This window comes from Gammaproteobacteria bacterium (assembly GCA_013816845.1).
GTDB lineage: Bacteria > Pseudomonadota > Gammaproteobacteria > DSM-16500 > DSM-16500 > Aquicella.
The window spans coordinates 1-17,132 of sequence record JACDDU010000008.1 but is presented as its reverse complement, the minus strand read 5'-3'; the positions used below and the strand labels follow the sequence as shown (position 1 = coordinate 17,132).

Below are 17,132 nucleotides of genomic sequence, written 5' to 3'. Positions count from 1 at the left end.
AAAATCAATGAGTAAGCAAGTATTTGAGCGGACGAAGCCGCACGTAAATGTAGGAACGATAGGTCACGTTGATCACGGTAAAACGACGTTGACAGCGGCGTTGACAAAGACATTGGCGGATAAGTTTGGCGGTGAAGCGCGAGCTTACGATCAAATTGATAATGCCCCTGAAGAAAAAGCGCGTGGTATTACGATTGCGACCTCGCACGTAGAATACCAATCGGAGAATCGCCACTATGCGCACGTAGACTGTCCTGGTCATGCTGATTATGTAAAGAACATGATCACGGGTGCAGCGCAGATGGATGGTGCGATATTAGTAGTATCTGCAGCAGATGGTCCGATGCCGCAAACCCGAGAACATATATTGTTAGCGCGTCAAGTAGGCGTACCTTACATTGTTGTCTATCTGAATAAAGCTGACATGGTAGATGATAAAGAATTATTAGAATTAGTAGAGATGGAAGTAAGAGATTTATTATCGCAGTATCAATTTCCAGGCGATGACACTCCTATTATAACGGGAAGTGCCTTAAAAGCGTTGGAAGGTGACACGAGCGAGATAGGGATACCATCGATTGAGAAATTAGTTAAGGTAATGGATGAGTATATCCCTGTACCTGACCGTCCTATCGATTTACCGTTTTTGCTACCGATTGAAGATGTATTTTCCATTTCAGGTCGTGGCACGGTTGTAACGGGTCGAATTGAGCGTGGGATAGTTAAGGTTGGAGAAGAATTAGAGATTGTTGGTATCAAGGCTACAACGAAGACAATATGTACGGGAGTTGAAATGTTCCGTAAGTTGTTGGATGAAGGCCGAGCTGGAGATAATGTTGGTGTATTGTTACGTGGAACGAAGCGAGAAGACGTTGAGCGTGGACAAGTATTAGCAAAGCCTGGCACAATAACGCCCCACACGAAATTCGAAGCGGAAGTCTATGTGTTGTCGAAGGAAGAAGGTGGGCGTCATACACCGTTTTTCAAAGGTTATCGTCCGCAGTTTTACTTTAGGACGACCGATGTTACAGGTGAAGTTCAGTTACCAGAAGGTGTAGAGATGGTCATGCCGGGAGACAATATCAAGATGGTAATCAACTTGATAAACCCCGTCGCGATGGAAGAAGGGTTACGTTTTGCCGTTCGAGAAGGTGGTCGCACAGTTGGGGCCGGGGTCGTTGCTAAAATAATTGAGTAATATCATTCTAGGCCAGTAGCTCAATTGGCAGAGCGGCGGTCTCCAAAACCGCAGGTTGGGGGTTCGATTCCCTCCTGGCCTGGTCAATTTTTACAAGACGGGGCAGTAGTGTGAAATCAAAGGCAAATATAATGGTTTTAAAAACAGAGAATCAACCGACATCGCGATTAGATGTCTTGAAGTGGCTCGCTGTATTTTTTTTATTGCTTGCTGGATTGGTTGGTAATCATTATTATAGCGAAGTTTCTCTATTACTACGCCTGATGGGCTGGTTTGCCATTGTCGCTCTTGCTGGCTTTGTTGCTGCGCAGACGCAAAAAGGTCGATGGGTAATCAGATTCTTCCGTGATTCCCGCGGAGAATTGCGCAAAGTTGTATGGCCAACGCGCGAAGAAACCATGCAAACTACCATGGTCGTAGCTGTAATGGTTGTCATTCTGGCTTTATTGTTATGGGGCTTGGATGGCATTTTAGTTTGGGCAATTGGCTGGTTGACTGGTCAAAGAGGTTAATTCCTTTTATTAATCTATTATTAATCATTGCGGTTAAATGACCTTTGCGTTTTCAAAAGTAAACAGTAAATACAATGTTCAAAGTTATTAGATAGTAAAGTCAGATTGCTGAGGAATATAAAATATGACAACAGATCAGACTCCATCAAAGAAGCGCTGGTATGTTGTGCACGCGTATTCAGGTTTTGAGAAATATGTCATGCAAGCTCTACAAGAGCGGATCCGTGTTGACGGATTGGAATATAAATTTGGCGACATTTTGGTTCCAACCGAAGAAGTGGTCGAATTGCGTGCTGGCCAAAAAAGAAAGAGTGAGCGTAAGTTTTTTCCAGGCTATGTTCTGGTTGAAATGGTAATGGATGAAGAAACGTGGCATTTGGTTCGCTCCATTCCTAAAGTTCTCGGATTTATTGGCGGAACCAGCGATAAGCCTGCTCCAATCTCACCCAAAGAAGCTGAAACAATATTGCAGCGAATGCAAGATAGCAGTGAAAAGCCTAAGCCTAAAGTTCTATTTGAGGTGGGTGAAGTGGTTCGTGTCATAGATGGGCCCTTTGCGGATTTCAACGGCGTTGTAGAGGAGGTGAACTATGAAAAGAATCGCCTTCGCGTCGCTGTGCTAATCTTTGGTCGTTCTACACCAGTCGAATTGCAATTTGACCAAGTAGAAAAAGGCTAAGTTTTAGCAATTTGGCCTATTTAGTTCGATATTTTTGTTAACTGTTAATTGGGGAGCCAGAAATGGCGTTATCACCCGCGAGGTTTAAGTCATGGCTAAGAAAGTAAAAGCGTATATCAAGTTACAAATCACCGGTGGTGCAGCAAATCCTAGCCCACCCGTTGGTCCGGCGTTAGGCCAACAAGGTGTTAATATCATGGAATTTTGCAAAGCATTCAATGCTGCAACGCAAACGCCTGAAAAACAAGGCAAACCCTTGCCTGTTGTGATCACCGTATTTGAAGATCGAAGCTTCACCTTTATTGTTAAGACCCCGCCTGCTTCTTATCTTATAAAAGAAGCCGCTAAAGTATCTAAAGGCAGCAGTACACCTAATACCAATAAAATTGGAAAGGTGACGCGGCAGCAATTAGAAGAAATTGCCAAAACTAAAATGACTGACTTAACCGCTGGCGGTTTAGATGCAGCTGTTCGTACCATTGCTGGCAGCGCGCGCAGCATGGGCATTGATGTAGAGGGTGTGTAAATGACTAAATTATCTAAACGTCAACAAAAAATTAGTGAGCTTATTTCTACAGCCAAAAATTATTCTCCAAAAGAGGCTTTTGAAATATTTAAACAAATGCCTCCTTTAAAATTTAAAGAAAGTGTTGATTTAGCAGTTAATTTGGGTGTTGATCCCCGTAAATCTGAACAAGCTGTGCGTGGTTCTATTGTATTGCCCCACGGAACTGGTCGATCCATCCGTATCGCAGTTTTTACTTCCCCGGCGAATATGGATGCTGCTCGTGAAGCAGGTGCGGATTTAGTGGGTCTTGAAGATTTAGCTGAGCAGGTTAAGGCTGGTAAAATTGATTTTGATATTCTGCTGGCAACGCCTGATGCGATGCGAGTAGTGGGTCAACTCGGTCAAATTCTTGGGCCACGCGGCTTAATGCCCAATCCAAAAGATGGTACAGTGACGCCAGATATTGCTAATGCTGTCAAAAACGCTAAAATAGGCCAGGTTCGATATCGCACCGATAAAGCGGGTGTCATTCATTGCACCATCGGCAAAGTCGATTTTAAAACGAATGATTTAGCAGAGAATTTAGAAGCTGTGTTAAATGCTTTGCGGAAAGCTAAACCAAGCACTGCAAAGGGAATTTATTTCAGAAAAGTGACCCTGTCAACCACAATGGGACCAGGTTTGTCGCTTGATGTTTCATTTTTAGGTTTATAGATTAGCGAAAAGAATAGAAAGGTTTTGACGTGGCTTTGCTTATGCCAATGCCCGTCAGAGACCGTAGGTGCAGGTTTTATTTAATTTAAATAACCGGCTTAATTGTCAATGAAACAACTTGGCAACCTACGCAGACGGCGATCCGAAAGGATTGTCTTCAAAATGAAAATAGATGATGAGGACGGAAAACAATACGCTTAGTAGATTACATCTAACCCCAAGCGTGTTGTTTTCCGTCTTTTATTCTATTTTCTAAATGGCAAAATCCAACGTGGAGGTTTTAAAGTGGTATTAAAGTTAGCAGATAAAAAAACCATTGTTGGTGAGGTTGCCGAAGTTGCAAGTCAAGCGCTCTCTCTTATAGCGGCAGAATACAGCGGGTTGACCGTTTCTCAATTAACGCAATTGAGAAGAACCGCTCGCGAATCAGGTGTTTATATGCGCGTTGTGCGTAATACTCTGGCTTGTCGTGCACTTGAGGGAACACAGTTTGCTTGTATGCAGCAGTCATTAGTTGGCCCGCTTCTCCTTGCGTTTTCGCAAGAAGATCCAGGTGCAGCAGCACGTGTCATCAGGGATTTTTCAAAACTAGCAGATAAGCTTAAGGTAAAAGCGCTATCGATTGATAGTAAGTTGTTACCTCCAGAAGCATTACAAGCTCTTGCAAGTTTACCGACACGTAATGAAGCAATCGCTCAATTAATGTATGTCATGAAAGCGCCAGTTGAAATGTTGGTGCGGACAATGGCGGAACCTCATGCGAAATTGGTTAGAACAGTAGCTGCAATTCGTGATGCAAAACAAGCAGCGGTATAATTTTATAAATATTTGTTTTAGTTGGAGTCTCTCAAAATGGCCGTAAGCAAAGAAGAAATTTTAGAATCAATCTCACAAATGAGCGTGATGGATGTAGTTGAATTAATTAAATCTATGGAAGACAAGTTTGGTGTTTCTGCAGCAGCTGTTGCTGTTGCTGCTCCTGCCGCCGCAGCCGCGCCTGCCGCAGAAGAAAAGACTGAATTCAACGTTATATTAGCGAAAATTGGCGAAAATAAAATTAATGTTATTAAAGCCGTTCGTGAATTGACTGGATTAGGATTGAAAGAAGCTAAAGATCTTGTTGAAGCAGCACCAAAAGCAGTTAAAGAAGGTATAGCGAAGGCTCAAGCAGACGAAATTAAAAAGAAGCTTGAAGATGCTGGAGCAACAGTTGAGATTAAGTAGTCTCTCTGTAAGTGTTTGTTACTTTAAGCCATTAAGTTTGATGCTTTCTCACAAGTCGTTGCTGAGTACTGTTCATGTTCCTTGTGTCAGCAAAATTTGGAATGGGTGCTATGCTTAAGATATGTAGCTGGCAAGATGAAAGTACATTATCCAGCTTTTTGGTGAAGTGTAAAATTTTAGTAGTTGTTTTGACCACGGCTGGCGATAGAAATATCGCCGGCTTTTCCTTTATTTCGCTTATATACTCAATGCAATTTAACAACCTAATAACAAATTGAATTAAATCAATTCTTTAAGTTTAAAGAGTAGATTTGCTTCGTATCGGGATTGTTAAAAAGTGACGAGTGTAATTGATCGTGCAGATGCAGAGGTATTACACATGGGTTCAGCCTACTCATATACTGAGAAAAAGCGGATTCGAAAAAATTTTGGTAAATTATTAAGCGCTATTGAAGTGCCTTCATTATTGGCAATTCAAATGGATTCTTACCAGAAATTTTTAGATGCAGATGGTTCTGATAAGAATAATACCAGTGGATTGCACGGCGTATTTTCCTCCGTCTTTCCCATCACCAGCTTATCCGGTTACGCCGCTCTAGAGTATGTGAATTATCGGCTAGGTGAACCTATTTTTGATGTTAAAGAATGTAAAATGCGAGGCTTAACATACGCCGCGCCCTTACGTGTTAAATTACGTTTAGTGCACTATGACAGAGAAGCCCCCGGCCCTGCTCCTGTCGTGAAAGATGTTAAAGAGCAAGAAGTTTACATGGGCGAAGTTCCCCTTATGACCGAACATGGTACCTTTGTTATTAATGGTACGGAGCGAGTTGTTGTATCGCAGTTACATCGTTCGCCAGGTGTGTTTTTTGAGCATGACAAAGGTAAAACGCATTCTTCCGGGAAGCTCCTTTTCTCCGCTCGTATTATTCCTTATCGTGGATCATGGTTAGATTTTGAATATGATCCAAAAGATGCCATTCATGCTCGTATTGATCGTCGCCGTAAGCTGCCAGCAACTATTCTTCTACGTGCTTTGGGTATGTCTGTTGAAGAAATTCTTGGAACTTTCTTCGAAAACAATATATTTGAGATTCAAAATGGTAAGTTTATTTTGCATCTTGTTTCTGAACGGCTACGCGGTGAAATTGCGTCATTCGAAGTGAAGAAAGCGGGTAAAATTATTATTGAGAAAGGTCGACGAATTACCGCGCGTCATATTGCTGCTCTCGAAAAAGCAAGTATTAAGCAATTAGAAGTTCCAGCCGATTATATTTTAGGAAAGGTCCTTGCAAAGACTGTTTCTAACCCTGAAACCGGTGAAATATTAGGTGCTGCTAATGATGTTATCTCAGCTGATTTATTGAAAAACTTGGTCTCAAGTGGGGTTAAGCGTATTGAAACGCTTTACATCAATGATATTGATCGCGGCCCCTATATTTCTGATACATTGCGTATCGATTCAACCTCAAATGCACAAGAAGCACTCGTTGAAATCTATCGCATGATGCGTCCTGGTGAGCCACCTACGAAAGAAGCTGCTGAAACATTATTTAGAAATTTATTCTTTATGCCCGAACGTTATGATTTATCTGATGTCGGTCGTATGAAGTTAAATCGACGAGTTGGTCGCAAAGAAATTATCGGATCAGGCGTTCTCTCTAAAGATGACATTCTTGACGTTTTAAAAACATTGATTAAGATCCGGAATGGTGAAGATACCGTTGATGATATCGATCATTTAGGTAACAGACGCGTACGATGCGTCGGTGAAATGACTGAAAATCAATTCCGGATTGGATTAGTCCGTGTAGAGCGTGCGGTTAAAGAACGTTTAAGCTTGCCGGATATTGACGCCATCATGCCGCAAGACATTATCAATGCCAAACCGATTTCCGCGGCGATTAAAGAATTTTTTGGTTCCAGTCAGCTTTCACAATTTATGGACCAAAATAATCCGCTTTCAGAAATTACGCACAAACGTCGTGTTTCTGCCTTAGGACCTGGTGGTCTATCGCGCGAACGAGCTGGCTTTGAAGTCCGCGACGTGCATCCTACTCACTACGGTCGTGTTTGCCCTATCGAAACACCTGAAGGTCCAAACATTGGTTTGATTAACTCGCTCGCGGTTTATGCGCGTACTAATGAGTATGGATTCTTAGAAACTCCTTACCGTAAAGTGGCCAATAATAAAGTAACTGACGAAGTTGTTTATCTTTCAGCTATTGAAGAAGGCGATTATGTTATTGCGCAGGCTAACGCTTCCGTCGATGAAAAAAGACGGTTAACAGACACATTGGTGCCTGTACGTCATCGCAATGAATTTACTTTTTCTACCCCTGATCGCGTCCAATTTATGGATGTATCACCCAAGCAAATTGTTTCGGTGGCAGCTGCACTGATTCCCTTCTTAGAACACGATGACGCAAATCGTGCATTGATGGGTTCAAACATGCAACGTCAAGCGGTTCCGACGTTAAAAACAGAAAAACCATTAGTTGGAACGGGTATTGAGCATTTAGTTGCAAAAGACTCGGGCGTAACCGTCGTTGCAAAACGCGGTGGTGTTGTTGATTATGTTGATGCATCGCGTATTGTTGTACGTGCTAACGATAAAGAAGCAGATACTGGAACTACAGGTGTTGATATTTACGGTTTAACCAAATATACCCGTACCAACCAAGATACCTGTATTAATCAACGTCCTTTAGTTGCTAAAGGTGACATGATTGAAAAGCATGATGTTCTCGCGGATGGACAGTCTACTGATACGGGTGAGCTCGCTTTAGGTCAAAACTTATTAGTAGCTTTTATGCCCTGGAATGGTTACAACTTTGAAGATTCCATTCTTATCTCAGAACGAGTCGTTCAAGAAGACCGCTTCACCAGTATTCATATTGAAGAATTAACGTGCGTTGCACGTGACACTAAGCTTGGTCCTGAAGAAATTTCTGGCGATATCCCTAATGTAAGTGAAAGTGCTCTTTCTAAACTTGATGAGTGCGGCATCGTTTATATTGGTGCAGAAGTTAATTCCGGGGATATTTTGGTCGGTAAAGTGACGCCTAAAGGTGAAACGCAACTCACGCCTGAAGAAAAATTATTACGCGCCATCTTTGGTGAAAAAGCATCCGATGTTAAAGATACCTCTCTGCGTGTTCCGACAGGCATGGAAGGAACTGTCATCGATGTTCAAGTATTTACTCGCGAGGGAGTTAAGAAAGATACGCGCGTTCTTGAGATTGAAAAAGCCGAGCTTGCGAAAGTTAAGCAAGATTTAGGCGATGAAATGCGTATTCGTGAAGACGACGTATTTACACGTATTGAAAAATCATTAATCAATCGCGTGGCTGAAGGTGGACCTAATAAGCTTAAGAAAGGCACGAAGCTTACTAAAGCATATCTATCAGAAATACCACGCGAAAAATGGTTTGAAATTCATTTAAAAGATGCAGCTTCCAGTAAACAGCTTGAAACTGCAGCGAAACAATTGAAAAAAATTCGCTTGGATTATGAAAAAGCTTACGACGCAAAACATTTAAAAATTACCCAGAGTGATGATTTAGCACCGGGTGTATTAAAAATCGTCAAAGTCTACATGGCGGTTAAACGTCGTGTTCAACCGGGCGACAAAATGGCAGGGCGCCACGGTAATAAAGGTGTGATTTCCATGATTACACCTGTGGAAGATATGCCTTATCTTGCCGATGGTACGCCGGTAGATATTGTTTTAAATCCACTGGGTGTTCCTTCTCGTATGAACGTGGGTCAGGTTCTTGAAACCCATTTAGGCTGGGCTTCCAAAGCGCTCGGTCAAAAGGTGGGGCATATGGTTGATGCTCAGCAATCGGTTAAAAACATTCGTACCTTCTTGAATTCTATTTACAGCGTTGGGAAGACGAAGGAAAGTTTAACAAGTTTAAATGATGACGAAGTCGTGACGCTTGCTAATAATTTGCGTCAAGGTATTCCTTTTGCGACACCAGTTTTTGATGGTGCAACAGAAGAAGAAATTAAAATCATGTTGAAGTTGGCTGACTTGCCAGAAGACGGGCAGGCTATCCTACATGATGGTCGTACAGGCTTACCCTTTGAGCGTCCGGTAACAGTTGGTTACATGTATATGATGAAATTGAATCATTTAGTCGATGATAAAATGCATGCACGTTCTACTGGCTCCTATAGTTTAGTAACGCAGCAACCTTTGGGTGGTAAAGCACAATTTGGTGGCCAGCGGTTTGGAGAAATGGAAGTGTGGGCACTTGAGGCTTATGGTGCTGCTTATACCTTACAAGAAATGTTAACTGTGAAATCGGATGACGTAACGGGTCGTACGAAAATGTATAAGAATATTGTCGATAGTGAACATTACATGGAATCCAATATGCCGGAAGCCTTTAACGTTCTTATCAAAGAAATTCGTTCACTTGCGATTAATATTGAATTTGATTGATAGATGAAGCGCCGCAAGATGACGCGGAAAGTTGGTGCGACACTCAGTCAACGCGCAAGACGCGTTGACTGATTTCCTGGCTTTAGAGTTGGGATAATGTGAAATTTAATTGGGGGGTTCACCTTGAAAGATTTATTGACGCTGGTTAAGCAGCAAAGTCAACCACAAGAATTTAATATGATTCGTATCGGTCTCGCTTCTCCCGATATGATACGCTCATGGTCTTTTGGTGAGGTAAAAAAGCCAGAAACGATTAACTATCGTACTTTCAAGCCAGAGCGTGATGGGCTTTTCTGTGCCAAAATATTTGGTCCGATTAAAGACTATGAATGCTTATGCGGAAAATATAAGCGCTTAAAACATCGTGGTGTAGTATGTGAAAAATGCGGTGTTGAAGTTACATTGTCCCGAGTTCGTCGTGAACGCATGGGTCATATTGAATTAGCGAGCCCCGTTGCTCACATTTGGTTTTTGCGTTCGTTGCCTTCTCGTATCGGCTTAATGCTTGATATGACTTTAAGAGATCTTGAGCGCGTACTTTATTTCGAAGCATTTGTAGTTATTGATCCAGGTATGACGCAACTCGAAAAAGGCCAACTACTTTCAGATGAATCTTATTACGATGCAATCGAAGAATATGGCGATGAATTCGAAGCGCGCATGGGTGCGGATGCTATCCAAGAATTACTCCGTGCAATTAATCTCGAAGTTGAAGTACCCCGAATTCGTGAGGAATTACTTAAAACAACTTCAGAAGCGCGTCATAAAAAACTTTCCAAACGATTAAAATTAATGGAAGCGTTTTTAGGCTCTGGGAATAAACCAGAGTGGATGATTTTAACCGTATTGCCGGTATTACCGCCTGATTTACGTCCTTTAGTCCCATTAGATGGTGGCCGTTTTGCAACGTCTGACTTAAATGATTTATATCGTCGCGTTATTAATCGTAACAATCGATTGAAGCGTTTATTAGATTTAAACGCGCCTGATATCATCGTCCGCAATGAAAAACGGATGCTACAAGAATCCGTTGACGCCTTACTCGATAACGGTCGTCGTGGTCGCGCCATCACAGGCTCAAATAAACGTCCTTTAAAATCTTTAGCAGACATGATTAAGGGTAAGCAAGGTCGTTTTCGTCAAAACTTACTGGGTAAACGTGTAGATTACTCCGGTCGATCTGTCATTGTCGTAGGGCCGACGCTGCGTTTACATCAGTGCGGTTTACCTAAAAAAATGGCTCTAGAATTATTTAAACCCTTTATTTACAGCCGATTACAAATGCTTGGTTCTGCATCGACTATTAAAGCTGCAAAGAAAATGGTTGAACGTGAAGAGCCCGAAGTTTGGGATGTCTTAGAAGAAGTGATTCGCGAACATCCCGTGATGCTTAATCGTGCACCAACCTTACATCGGTTAGGCATTCAAGCGTTTGAACCAGTCTTAATCGAAGGTAAAGCAATCCAATTGCATCCGTTAGTCTGTACAGCTTATAACGCTGACTTTGACGGGGATCAAATGGCGGTTCATGTTCCTTTATCTCTTGAATCTCAGCTCGAAGCGCGTTCACTCATGATGTCTACCAATAATGTGTTATCACCTGCAAACGGTGAGCCCATTATTGTTCCGACGCAAGACGTGGTGCTCGGTCTTTATTACTTAACGCGTTCGCGCATCAATGCACGCGGTGAAGGGATGAACTTCAGCGATGTTGAAGAAGTTCATCGTGCTTATGAAAATGGTGTTGTTGATCTTCATGCTAAAGTGAAAGCGCGTATTAAAGAATACCCTTACGAAGCTAAAGCCAATGCTTTTATAGAAAAAATTAGTTTTGTTGAAACCACTGTGGGTCGAGCTATTTTATCGGAAGTACTACCAAAAGGACTTCCTTTCGAACTTGTTAATCGCACGATGAATAAAAAAACAATTTCCAATCTCATTGATGCTTCTTACCGTCAAGTTGGTCTTAAAGCCACGGTAATTTTTGCTGACCATCTAATGTATACAGGATTTCATTATGCGACCCGTTCGGGTCTCTCGATTGGTGTGAATGACTTGGTTATTCCGAAGAAAAAATCCAGCATTATTGAGCAAGCCGAGGATGAAGTCCGTAAAATTCAAGCTCAATTCTCATCAGGTTTGGTTACCCAAGGTGAACGCTACAATAAAGTTGTCGATATCTGGTCACGTACTAACGATTTAGTTGCACAAGCGATGATGGAAGAGCTTTCAGCCGACACCGTTAAGGATCGCGACGGTAACAAAGTTAAGCAAGAATCATTTAACTCTATTTATATGATGGCAGATTCGGGTGCTCGAGGTTCTGCAGCACAGATTCGTCAGCTAGCTGGTATGCGTGGTTTGATGACGAAACCGGACGGTACCATCATTGAGACACCGATTACGGCTAACTTCCGTGAAGGCTTAAACGTTTTGCAATATTTTATTTCAACTCACGGTGCGCGTAAGGGTCTTGCCGATACCGCGTTAAAGACTGCGAATTCGGGCTACTTGACGCGTCGTTTAGTTGACGTTGCGCAAGATTTAGTGATTACCGAAGATGATTGTGGAACAGAGTTTGGTATTGTTGTGACACCGTTAATTGAAGGTGGTGACGTAGTCGAGCCGTTAAATGAACGTGTATTAGGGCGTGTTACTGCACAAGATATTTATGATCCTAAATCAAATCATATCATTATCCCACAAGGGACATTGTTGGACGAGCAATGGATCAAGCGCTTAGATGACATGACGATTGACGAAATGTTTGTGCGTACCGCCATCACTTGCGAATCTCGCTATGGTATTTGCGCTGCTTGTTATGGACGTGATTTAGCTCGTGGACATCGTGTCAACATTGGTGAAGCTGTGGGGGTTATCGCGGCGCAATCGATTGGTGAGCCAGGCACACAGCTAACCATGAGAACCTTCCACATTGGTGGTGCAGCCTCAAGAACAACTGCGGTCAACAATGTTCAAGTTAAGTATCCTGGAAAGCTTAAACTTCACAATGTAAAAATTATTGAGCGTCAAGGCGGCAAATTTATTGTCGTCTCTCGTTCGGGAACTATTGCAGTTCAAGATGTCCATGGTCGCGAGCGTGAGCGTTATAAAATTCCATATGGTGCTGAAATTAGCAGTAAAGATGGCTCCAATGTAGCAGCCGGACAAATTGTTGCGAATTGGGATCCGCATAGTCACCCCGTCATTACGGAAGTTGCAGGTCACATTAAATTTATCGACTTAATCGATGGCATCACCATGCATCGGCAGACCGATGAATTGACTGGGTTAACCAGTATCGTTGTTGCGGATCAAAAGCAAAGAGGATCGAGTGGTAAAGAATTAAAGCCAATGATCAAGTTGGTGGATGATAAAGGTGAAGATATTTACCTTGCGGGTACGAGTTTAATAGCCCAGTATTTCTTACCAGCTGATGCTATCGTTAACTTCGAAGATGGTTCGAAAGTAAAAGTTGGTGACGTCTTAGCGCGTATACCGCAAGAAACATCAAAAACAAGAGACATCACCGGTGGTCTACCTCGTGTTGCAGATCTTTTTGAAGCGCGTCGTCCTAAAGACTCAGCGGTTCTTGCGGAAATCTCAGGGGTAATTAGCTTTGGTAAAGAAACCAAAGGCAAACGCCGATTGATGATTACAGCAAATACGGGAGATGTGCACGAAGAGTTAATTCCAAAATGGCGGCACATCAATGTATTTGAAGGTGAACATGTTGAGCGTGGTGAGGTTCTCGTTGAAGGCCCATTGAATTCCCATGACGTATTGCGCCTCTTGGGGGTAAATGCCTTAACCAACTATCTGGTGAATGAAATCCAAGATGTCTATCGTTTACAAGGGGTTAAGATTAACGATAAACATATTGAAGTCATTATTCGACAAATGCTTCGTAAAATTATTATTGCCAACCCAGGTGATACGAATTTCATTAAGGGTGAACAAGTCGAATTTGCTCAAATGCGTGAAGATAACCATAAGCTTAAGAAAGCTGGAAAAATTCAAGCTCGTTTCGAGCCAATTTTGTTAGGAATCACCAAGGCGTCGCTTTCTACTGAATCCTTTATCTCGGCGGCTTCATTCCAAGAAACGACCAGGGTGCTCACTGAAGCTGCTGTCAGTGGGAAATTTGATGAGTTGAGAGGATTAAAAGAAAACGTTATTGTTGGACGATTGATTCCTGCCGGAACGGGTCTTGCTTACCACGAAGAGCGGAAATTGAGAAATAATCCTCGTCCAATCGTGGTGGAAAAAACTGAAAAGGCAAAATAACAATAGAAGTGATAAGATGCAGTTCCCTAAAAAAAGGATCTTTTAGGGAGCGCATACCCCCAAAAAGGGGTTTGAATGCAGAAATATAAAATAATAATCAACAAGTCCTTGACACAAAAGGCAATGCTTTTTTAGAATCGCGCCTCTCCCATCTAAAACTTTTAGGATGTTTGAGAAATTAGGGGTAATTTTTAAGCGTTGCTTGCAATGCGACGACGGGTCTCTTCGAATTATGAGAGGTCCCTCTTCACACAAACTGCTCAGGAATATCTGAGAGACTGGAATTTAGAGATTTAGAGAGAAATTTAATGCCAACGATAAACCAGTTAGTTCGAAGTGGTAGAACACCTAAAGAATTTAAGTCTAAGGCGCTAGCACTTAGTCGATGTCCACAAAAACGTGGCGTTTGTACTCGTGTTTATACCACTACGCCTAAGAAGCCAAATTCGGCTTTACGGAAAGTGGCGCGTGTCCGCTTAACCAATGGTTATGAAGTTACGGCTTACATTGGTGGTGAAGGACATAACTTGCAAGAGCATTCCGTCGTGCTTATTCGTGGCGGTCGAGTTAAGGATTTACCTGGTGTTCGATATCATGTCGTTCGCGGTAGCTTAGATACTGCTGGCGTTGTTGATCGTCGTCAGAGTCGTTCGAAATACGGTGCAAAAAAACCAAAGCAATAATAGGTGGGATGAGTAATGCCAAGAAGAAAAGCTGCAGTCAAGCGTGAAGTTTTACCTGATCCGCTGTATCACGATGAGCAAATCACTAAATTTGTTAACGTCGTTATGCGCGCTGGTAAAAAGTCGATCGCCGAAAGAATTGTTTATGATGCTTTAAATCTTTTAACAGATCGTTTGAAGAAAGAAAATAAAGGCGAGAAAGGGGAAGGCGATAGCAGCGGCGATAGCAGCGGCGGCCGAGGTAAAAAATCCATTGCCCCAAGAATTAAGAATGCAGCGACCACTCAAGTGCACGATGAAGCTTTAGAGAATCTTCATAAAGCATTCTTGAATGTAGCGCCTACCGTTGAAGTAAAGTCCCGAAGAGTTGGGGGCGCAACCTACCAGGTACCTGTCGAAGTTTCGGGTGATCGCGGCGTAGCACTGGCAATGCGCTGGGTAGTAAAGGCAGCGAAGGGTCGAGCAGAAAAAACCATGGCGTTACGCCTAGCAGCAGAATTATACGAAGCCTACTTGGGCCGCGGCGCGTCTGTTAAAACACGCGACGACGTTCATCGTATGGCAAAAGCAAACCAAGCGTTTGCGCATTATCGTTGGTAAAGGGTGAGGTGATTTGTGGGACGTGTAACACCAATTGAGCATTACCGAAACATCGGAATTATGGCTCATATCGATGCAGGCAAAACAACAACAACAGAGCGTATCCTTTATTATACTGGTGTTTCCCATAAGCTTGGTGAAGTGCATGAAGGCACGGCAACCATGGATTGGATGGAGCAAGAGCAAGAACGAGGAATCACGATTACGTCTGCTGCTACCACTTGTTACTGGTATGGCATGGCAAAACAATTTCCCCAGCATCGTATCAACATTATTGATACCCCAGGCCACGTTGATTTCACCATTGAAGTAGAGCGCTCTTTGCGCGTCCTCGATGGCGCTTGTGCCGTGCTTTGTGCTGTAGGCGGTGTTGAGCCGCAGACGGAGACAGTTTGGCGACAAGCTGCACGCTATGGCGTGCCACGGCTAGGCTTTGTTAACAAAATGGATCGAACGGGAGCAAATTTTTTACGCGTTGTGGAGCAAGTTCGAACTAAGCTCGGTGCCGTTGCGATTCCAATTCAGCTACCCATTGGCGCTGAAGACAAATTTGAAGGCGTTATTGATCTCGTTAAAATGAAATCCATTTATTGGGAAGATAAGAATCAAGGGATCGCATTTGAAGAGCGTGAAATTGACCCAGAAATGCTTGAAGAAGCACAGAAATACCATGAGAAAATGGTAGAAGCTGCTGCTGAAGCTTCAGAAGACTATATGACGAAGTATTTGGAGACAGGTACTTTGACGCAGGAAGAGATAAAGAAAGGCTTGCGTGCTAGAACACTACGCAATGAAATTATTCCTATGTTATGCGGCTCAGCCTTTAAAAATAAAGGCGTACAAGCCATGCTTGATGCGGTAATCGAATATTTACCAGCTCCTTCCGATGTTCCTGCGGTACGAGGAAATTTGGATGATGCAGATAATACTCCTGCTGAGCGTCATCCACTCGATACGGATCCCTTCGCAGCATTAGCCTTTAAGATCGCTACAGATCCTTACGTTGGTACATTGACTTATTTTCGAGTTTACTCCGGTGTTTTGCGATCAGGTGATACTGTTTACAATCCAATTAAAGATCGGGAAGAGCGTATTGGTCGGTTATTGCAAATGCATGCTAATGATCGTACTGAAATAAAAGAAGTTTATGCTGGTGATATTGCAGCAGCTGTTGGCCTCAAAAAAGTTTCAACGGGCGACACCCTGACTGACCAAGATCAGGTCATTATCCTTGAAAGAATGGTATTCCCAGATCCTGTCATCTCCGTTGCGGTTGAACCGAAAACCAAAGCTGACCAAGAAAAAATGGGTATCGCTTTAGGCAAATTAGCTCAAGAAGATCCATCTTTTCGTGTGCATACTGACGAAGAGTCAGGTCAAACAATTATTTCCGGTATGGGTGAATTGCATTTAGAAATCATTGTTGATCGTATGAAGCGTGAATTTAGCGTTGAAGCAAACGTGGGTAAGCCACAAGTTGCTTATCGTGAAACGATCCGAGCTGCAGTGGACCAAGAAGGAAAATATGTTCGTCAATCGGGCGGTCGCGGTCAATATGGCCATGTTTGGATTAAGCTTGAGCCTCAAGAGGCTGGCAAGGGTTACGAGTTCATCAATTCTATTGTTGGTGGTGCTATTCCAAGAGAATATATTCCAGCTGTTGATAAAGGTATTCAAGAGCAATTACAGAATGGTGTTATTGCAGGGTATCCCGTGGTAGATGTCAAAGTTACCCTTTATGACGGTTCTTATCATGATGTCGATTCCAGCGAAATGGCATTTAAGATTGCAGGTTCCATGGCATTCAAAGAAGGCGCTAAAAAAGCAAAACCTGTGATTTTAGAACCTATTATGAAAGTTGAAGCCGTTACCCCGGAAGATTTCATGGGCGACGTGATGGGTGATCTCAATAGACGTCGTGGCATTTTACAGGGGATCGATGATTCCCCTTCCGGTAAATTGATTCATGCAGAAGTACCTTTATCAGAAATGTTTGGATATGCAACTGACCTTCGTTCAATGACCCAAGGTAGAGCGACTTATTCCATGGAGTTTGCGAAATATAACGAAGTTCCAATGAATGTTGCTGAGCAAATTATTGATAAGAGTAAAAAGTAACTTAAAGAATGAGTTAAAGGTGCAGCTTAAAACGCGAAAGCCTGAGAAGAAAGCAAATTGAAGAGAGGAAAAATCAATGAGTAAGCAAGTATTTGAGCGGACGAAGCCGCACGTAAATGTAGGAACGATAGGTCACGTTGATCACGGTAAAACGAC

At 42.7% G+C, this 17,132-nt stretch carries 13 protein-coding genes and 1 tRNA gene; all 14 read left to right on the top strand.

Features of this window, described 5'->3' with window-relative positions; translation table 11 throughout:
• Positions 1-7: 7 nt before the first annotated feature.
• Positions 8-1,198 (top strand): elongation factor Tu, encoded by a 1,191-nt coding sequence (gene tuf, locus H0W64_12525; GenBank protein MBA3662542.1) that lies wholly within the window; start codon positions 8-10, stop codon positions 1,196-1,198.
• A gap of 9 nt (positions 1,199-1,207) precedes the next feature.
• Positions 1,208-1,280 (top strand) — tRNA-Trp (locus tag H0W64_12520).
• Between the two features lie 49 nt (positions 1,281-1,329).
• On the top strand, positions 1,330-1,710 hold the full coding sequence (gene secE / locus H0W64_12515) for a preprotein translocase subunit SecE (GenBank protein MBA3662541.1): 381 nt from the start codon (positions 1,330-1,332) through the stop codon (positions 1,708-1,710).
• A gap of 124 nt (positions 1,711-1,834) precedes the next feature.
• Entirely contained in the window at positions 1,835-2,389 is a 555-nt protein-coding gene (gene nusG / locus H0W64_12510) for a transcription termination/antitermination protein NusG (GenBank protein MBA3662540.1), read from the top strand.
• A 91-nt stretch (positions 2,390-2,480) separates the two neighbouring features.
• A complete protein-coding gene (rplK, locus tag H0W64_12505; protein ID MBA3662539.1) occupies positions 2,481-2,915 on the top strand; it encodes a 50S ribosomal protein L11 in 435 nt (144 codons plus the stop codon).
• Positions 2,916-3,611: a 50S ribosomal protein L1 gene (rplA, locus tag H0W64_12500; GenBank protein ID MBA3662538.1), complete on the top strand. Its 696-nt coding sequence runs from the start codon at positions 2,916-2,918 to the stop codon at positions 3,609-3,611.
• A 285-nt stretch (positions 3,612-3,896) separates the two neighbouring features.
• Positions 3,897-4,427 (top strand): 50S ribosomal protein L10, encoded by a 531-nt coding sequence (gene rplJ, locus H0W64_12495; protein MBA3662537.1) that lies wholly within the window; start codon positions 3,897-3,899, stop codon positions 4,425-4,427.
• Between the two features lie 36 nt (positions 4,428-4,463).
• Complete coding sequence (gene rplL, locus H0W64_12490; protein MBA3662536.1) at positions 4,464-4,835, top strand: 50S ribosomal protein L7/L12; 372 nt, start codon at positions 4,464-4,466, stop codon at positions 4,833-4,835.
• Between the two features lie 379 nt (positions 4,836-5,214).
• Positions 5,215-9,288, top strand: coding sequence for a DNA-directed RNA polymerase subunit beta (rpoB, locus tag H0W64_12485; GenBank protein MBA3662535.1), 4,074 nt, complete (start codon positions 5,215-5,217; stop codon positions 9,286-9,288).
• 123 nt (positions 9,289-9,411) lie between these two features.
• Positions 9,412-13,575: a DNA-directed RNA polymerase subunit beta' gene (gene rpoC, locus H0W64_12480; protein MBA3662534.1), complete on the top strand. Its 4,164-nt coding sequence runs from the start codon at positions 9,412-9,414 to the stop codon at positions 13,573-13,575.
• A 308-nt stretch (positions 13,576-13,883) separates the two neighbouring features.
• On the top strand, positions 13,884-14,258 hold the full coding sequence (locus H0W64_12475; protein MBA3662533.1) for a 30S ribosomal protein S12: 375 nt from the start codon (positions 13,884-13,886) through the stop codon (positions 14,256-14,258).
• 15 nt (positions 14,259-14,273) lie between these two features.
• Positions 14,274-14,858 carry a 30S ribosomal protein S7 gene (gene rpsG, locus H0W64_12470; GenBank protein MBA3662532.1) on the top strand — a complete coding sequence of 195 codons (585 nt, stop codon included), beginning with the start codon at positions 14,274-14,276 and terminating at the stop codon, positions 14,856-14,858.
• A gap of 15 nt (positions 14,859-14,873) precedes the next feature.
• Entirely contained in the window at positions 14,874-16,976 is a 2,103-nt protein-coding gene (fusA, locus tag H0W64_12465; protein ID MBA3662531.1) for an elongation factor G, read from the top strand.
• 76 nt (positions 16,977-17,052) lie between these two features.
• Positions 17,053-17,132 (top strand): elongation factor Tu (locus H0W64_12460; protein MBA3662530.1); only part of this gene is annotated, 80 nt, incomplete at its 3' end.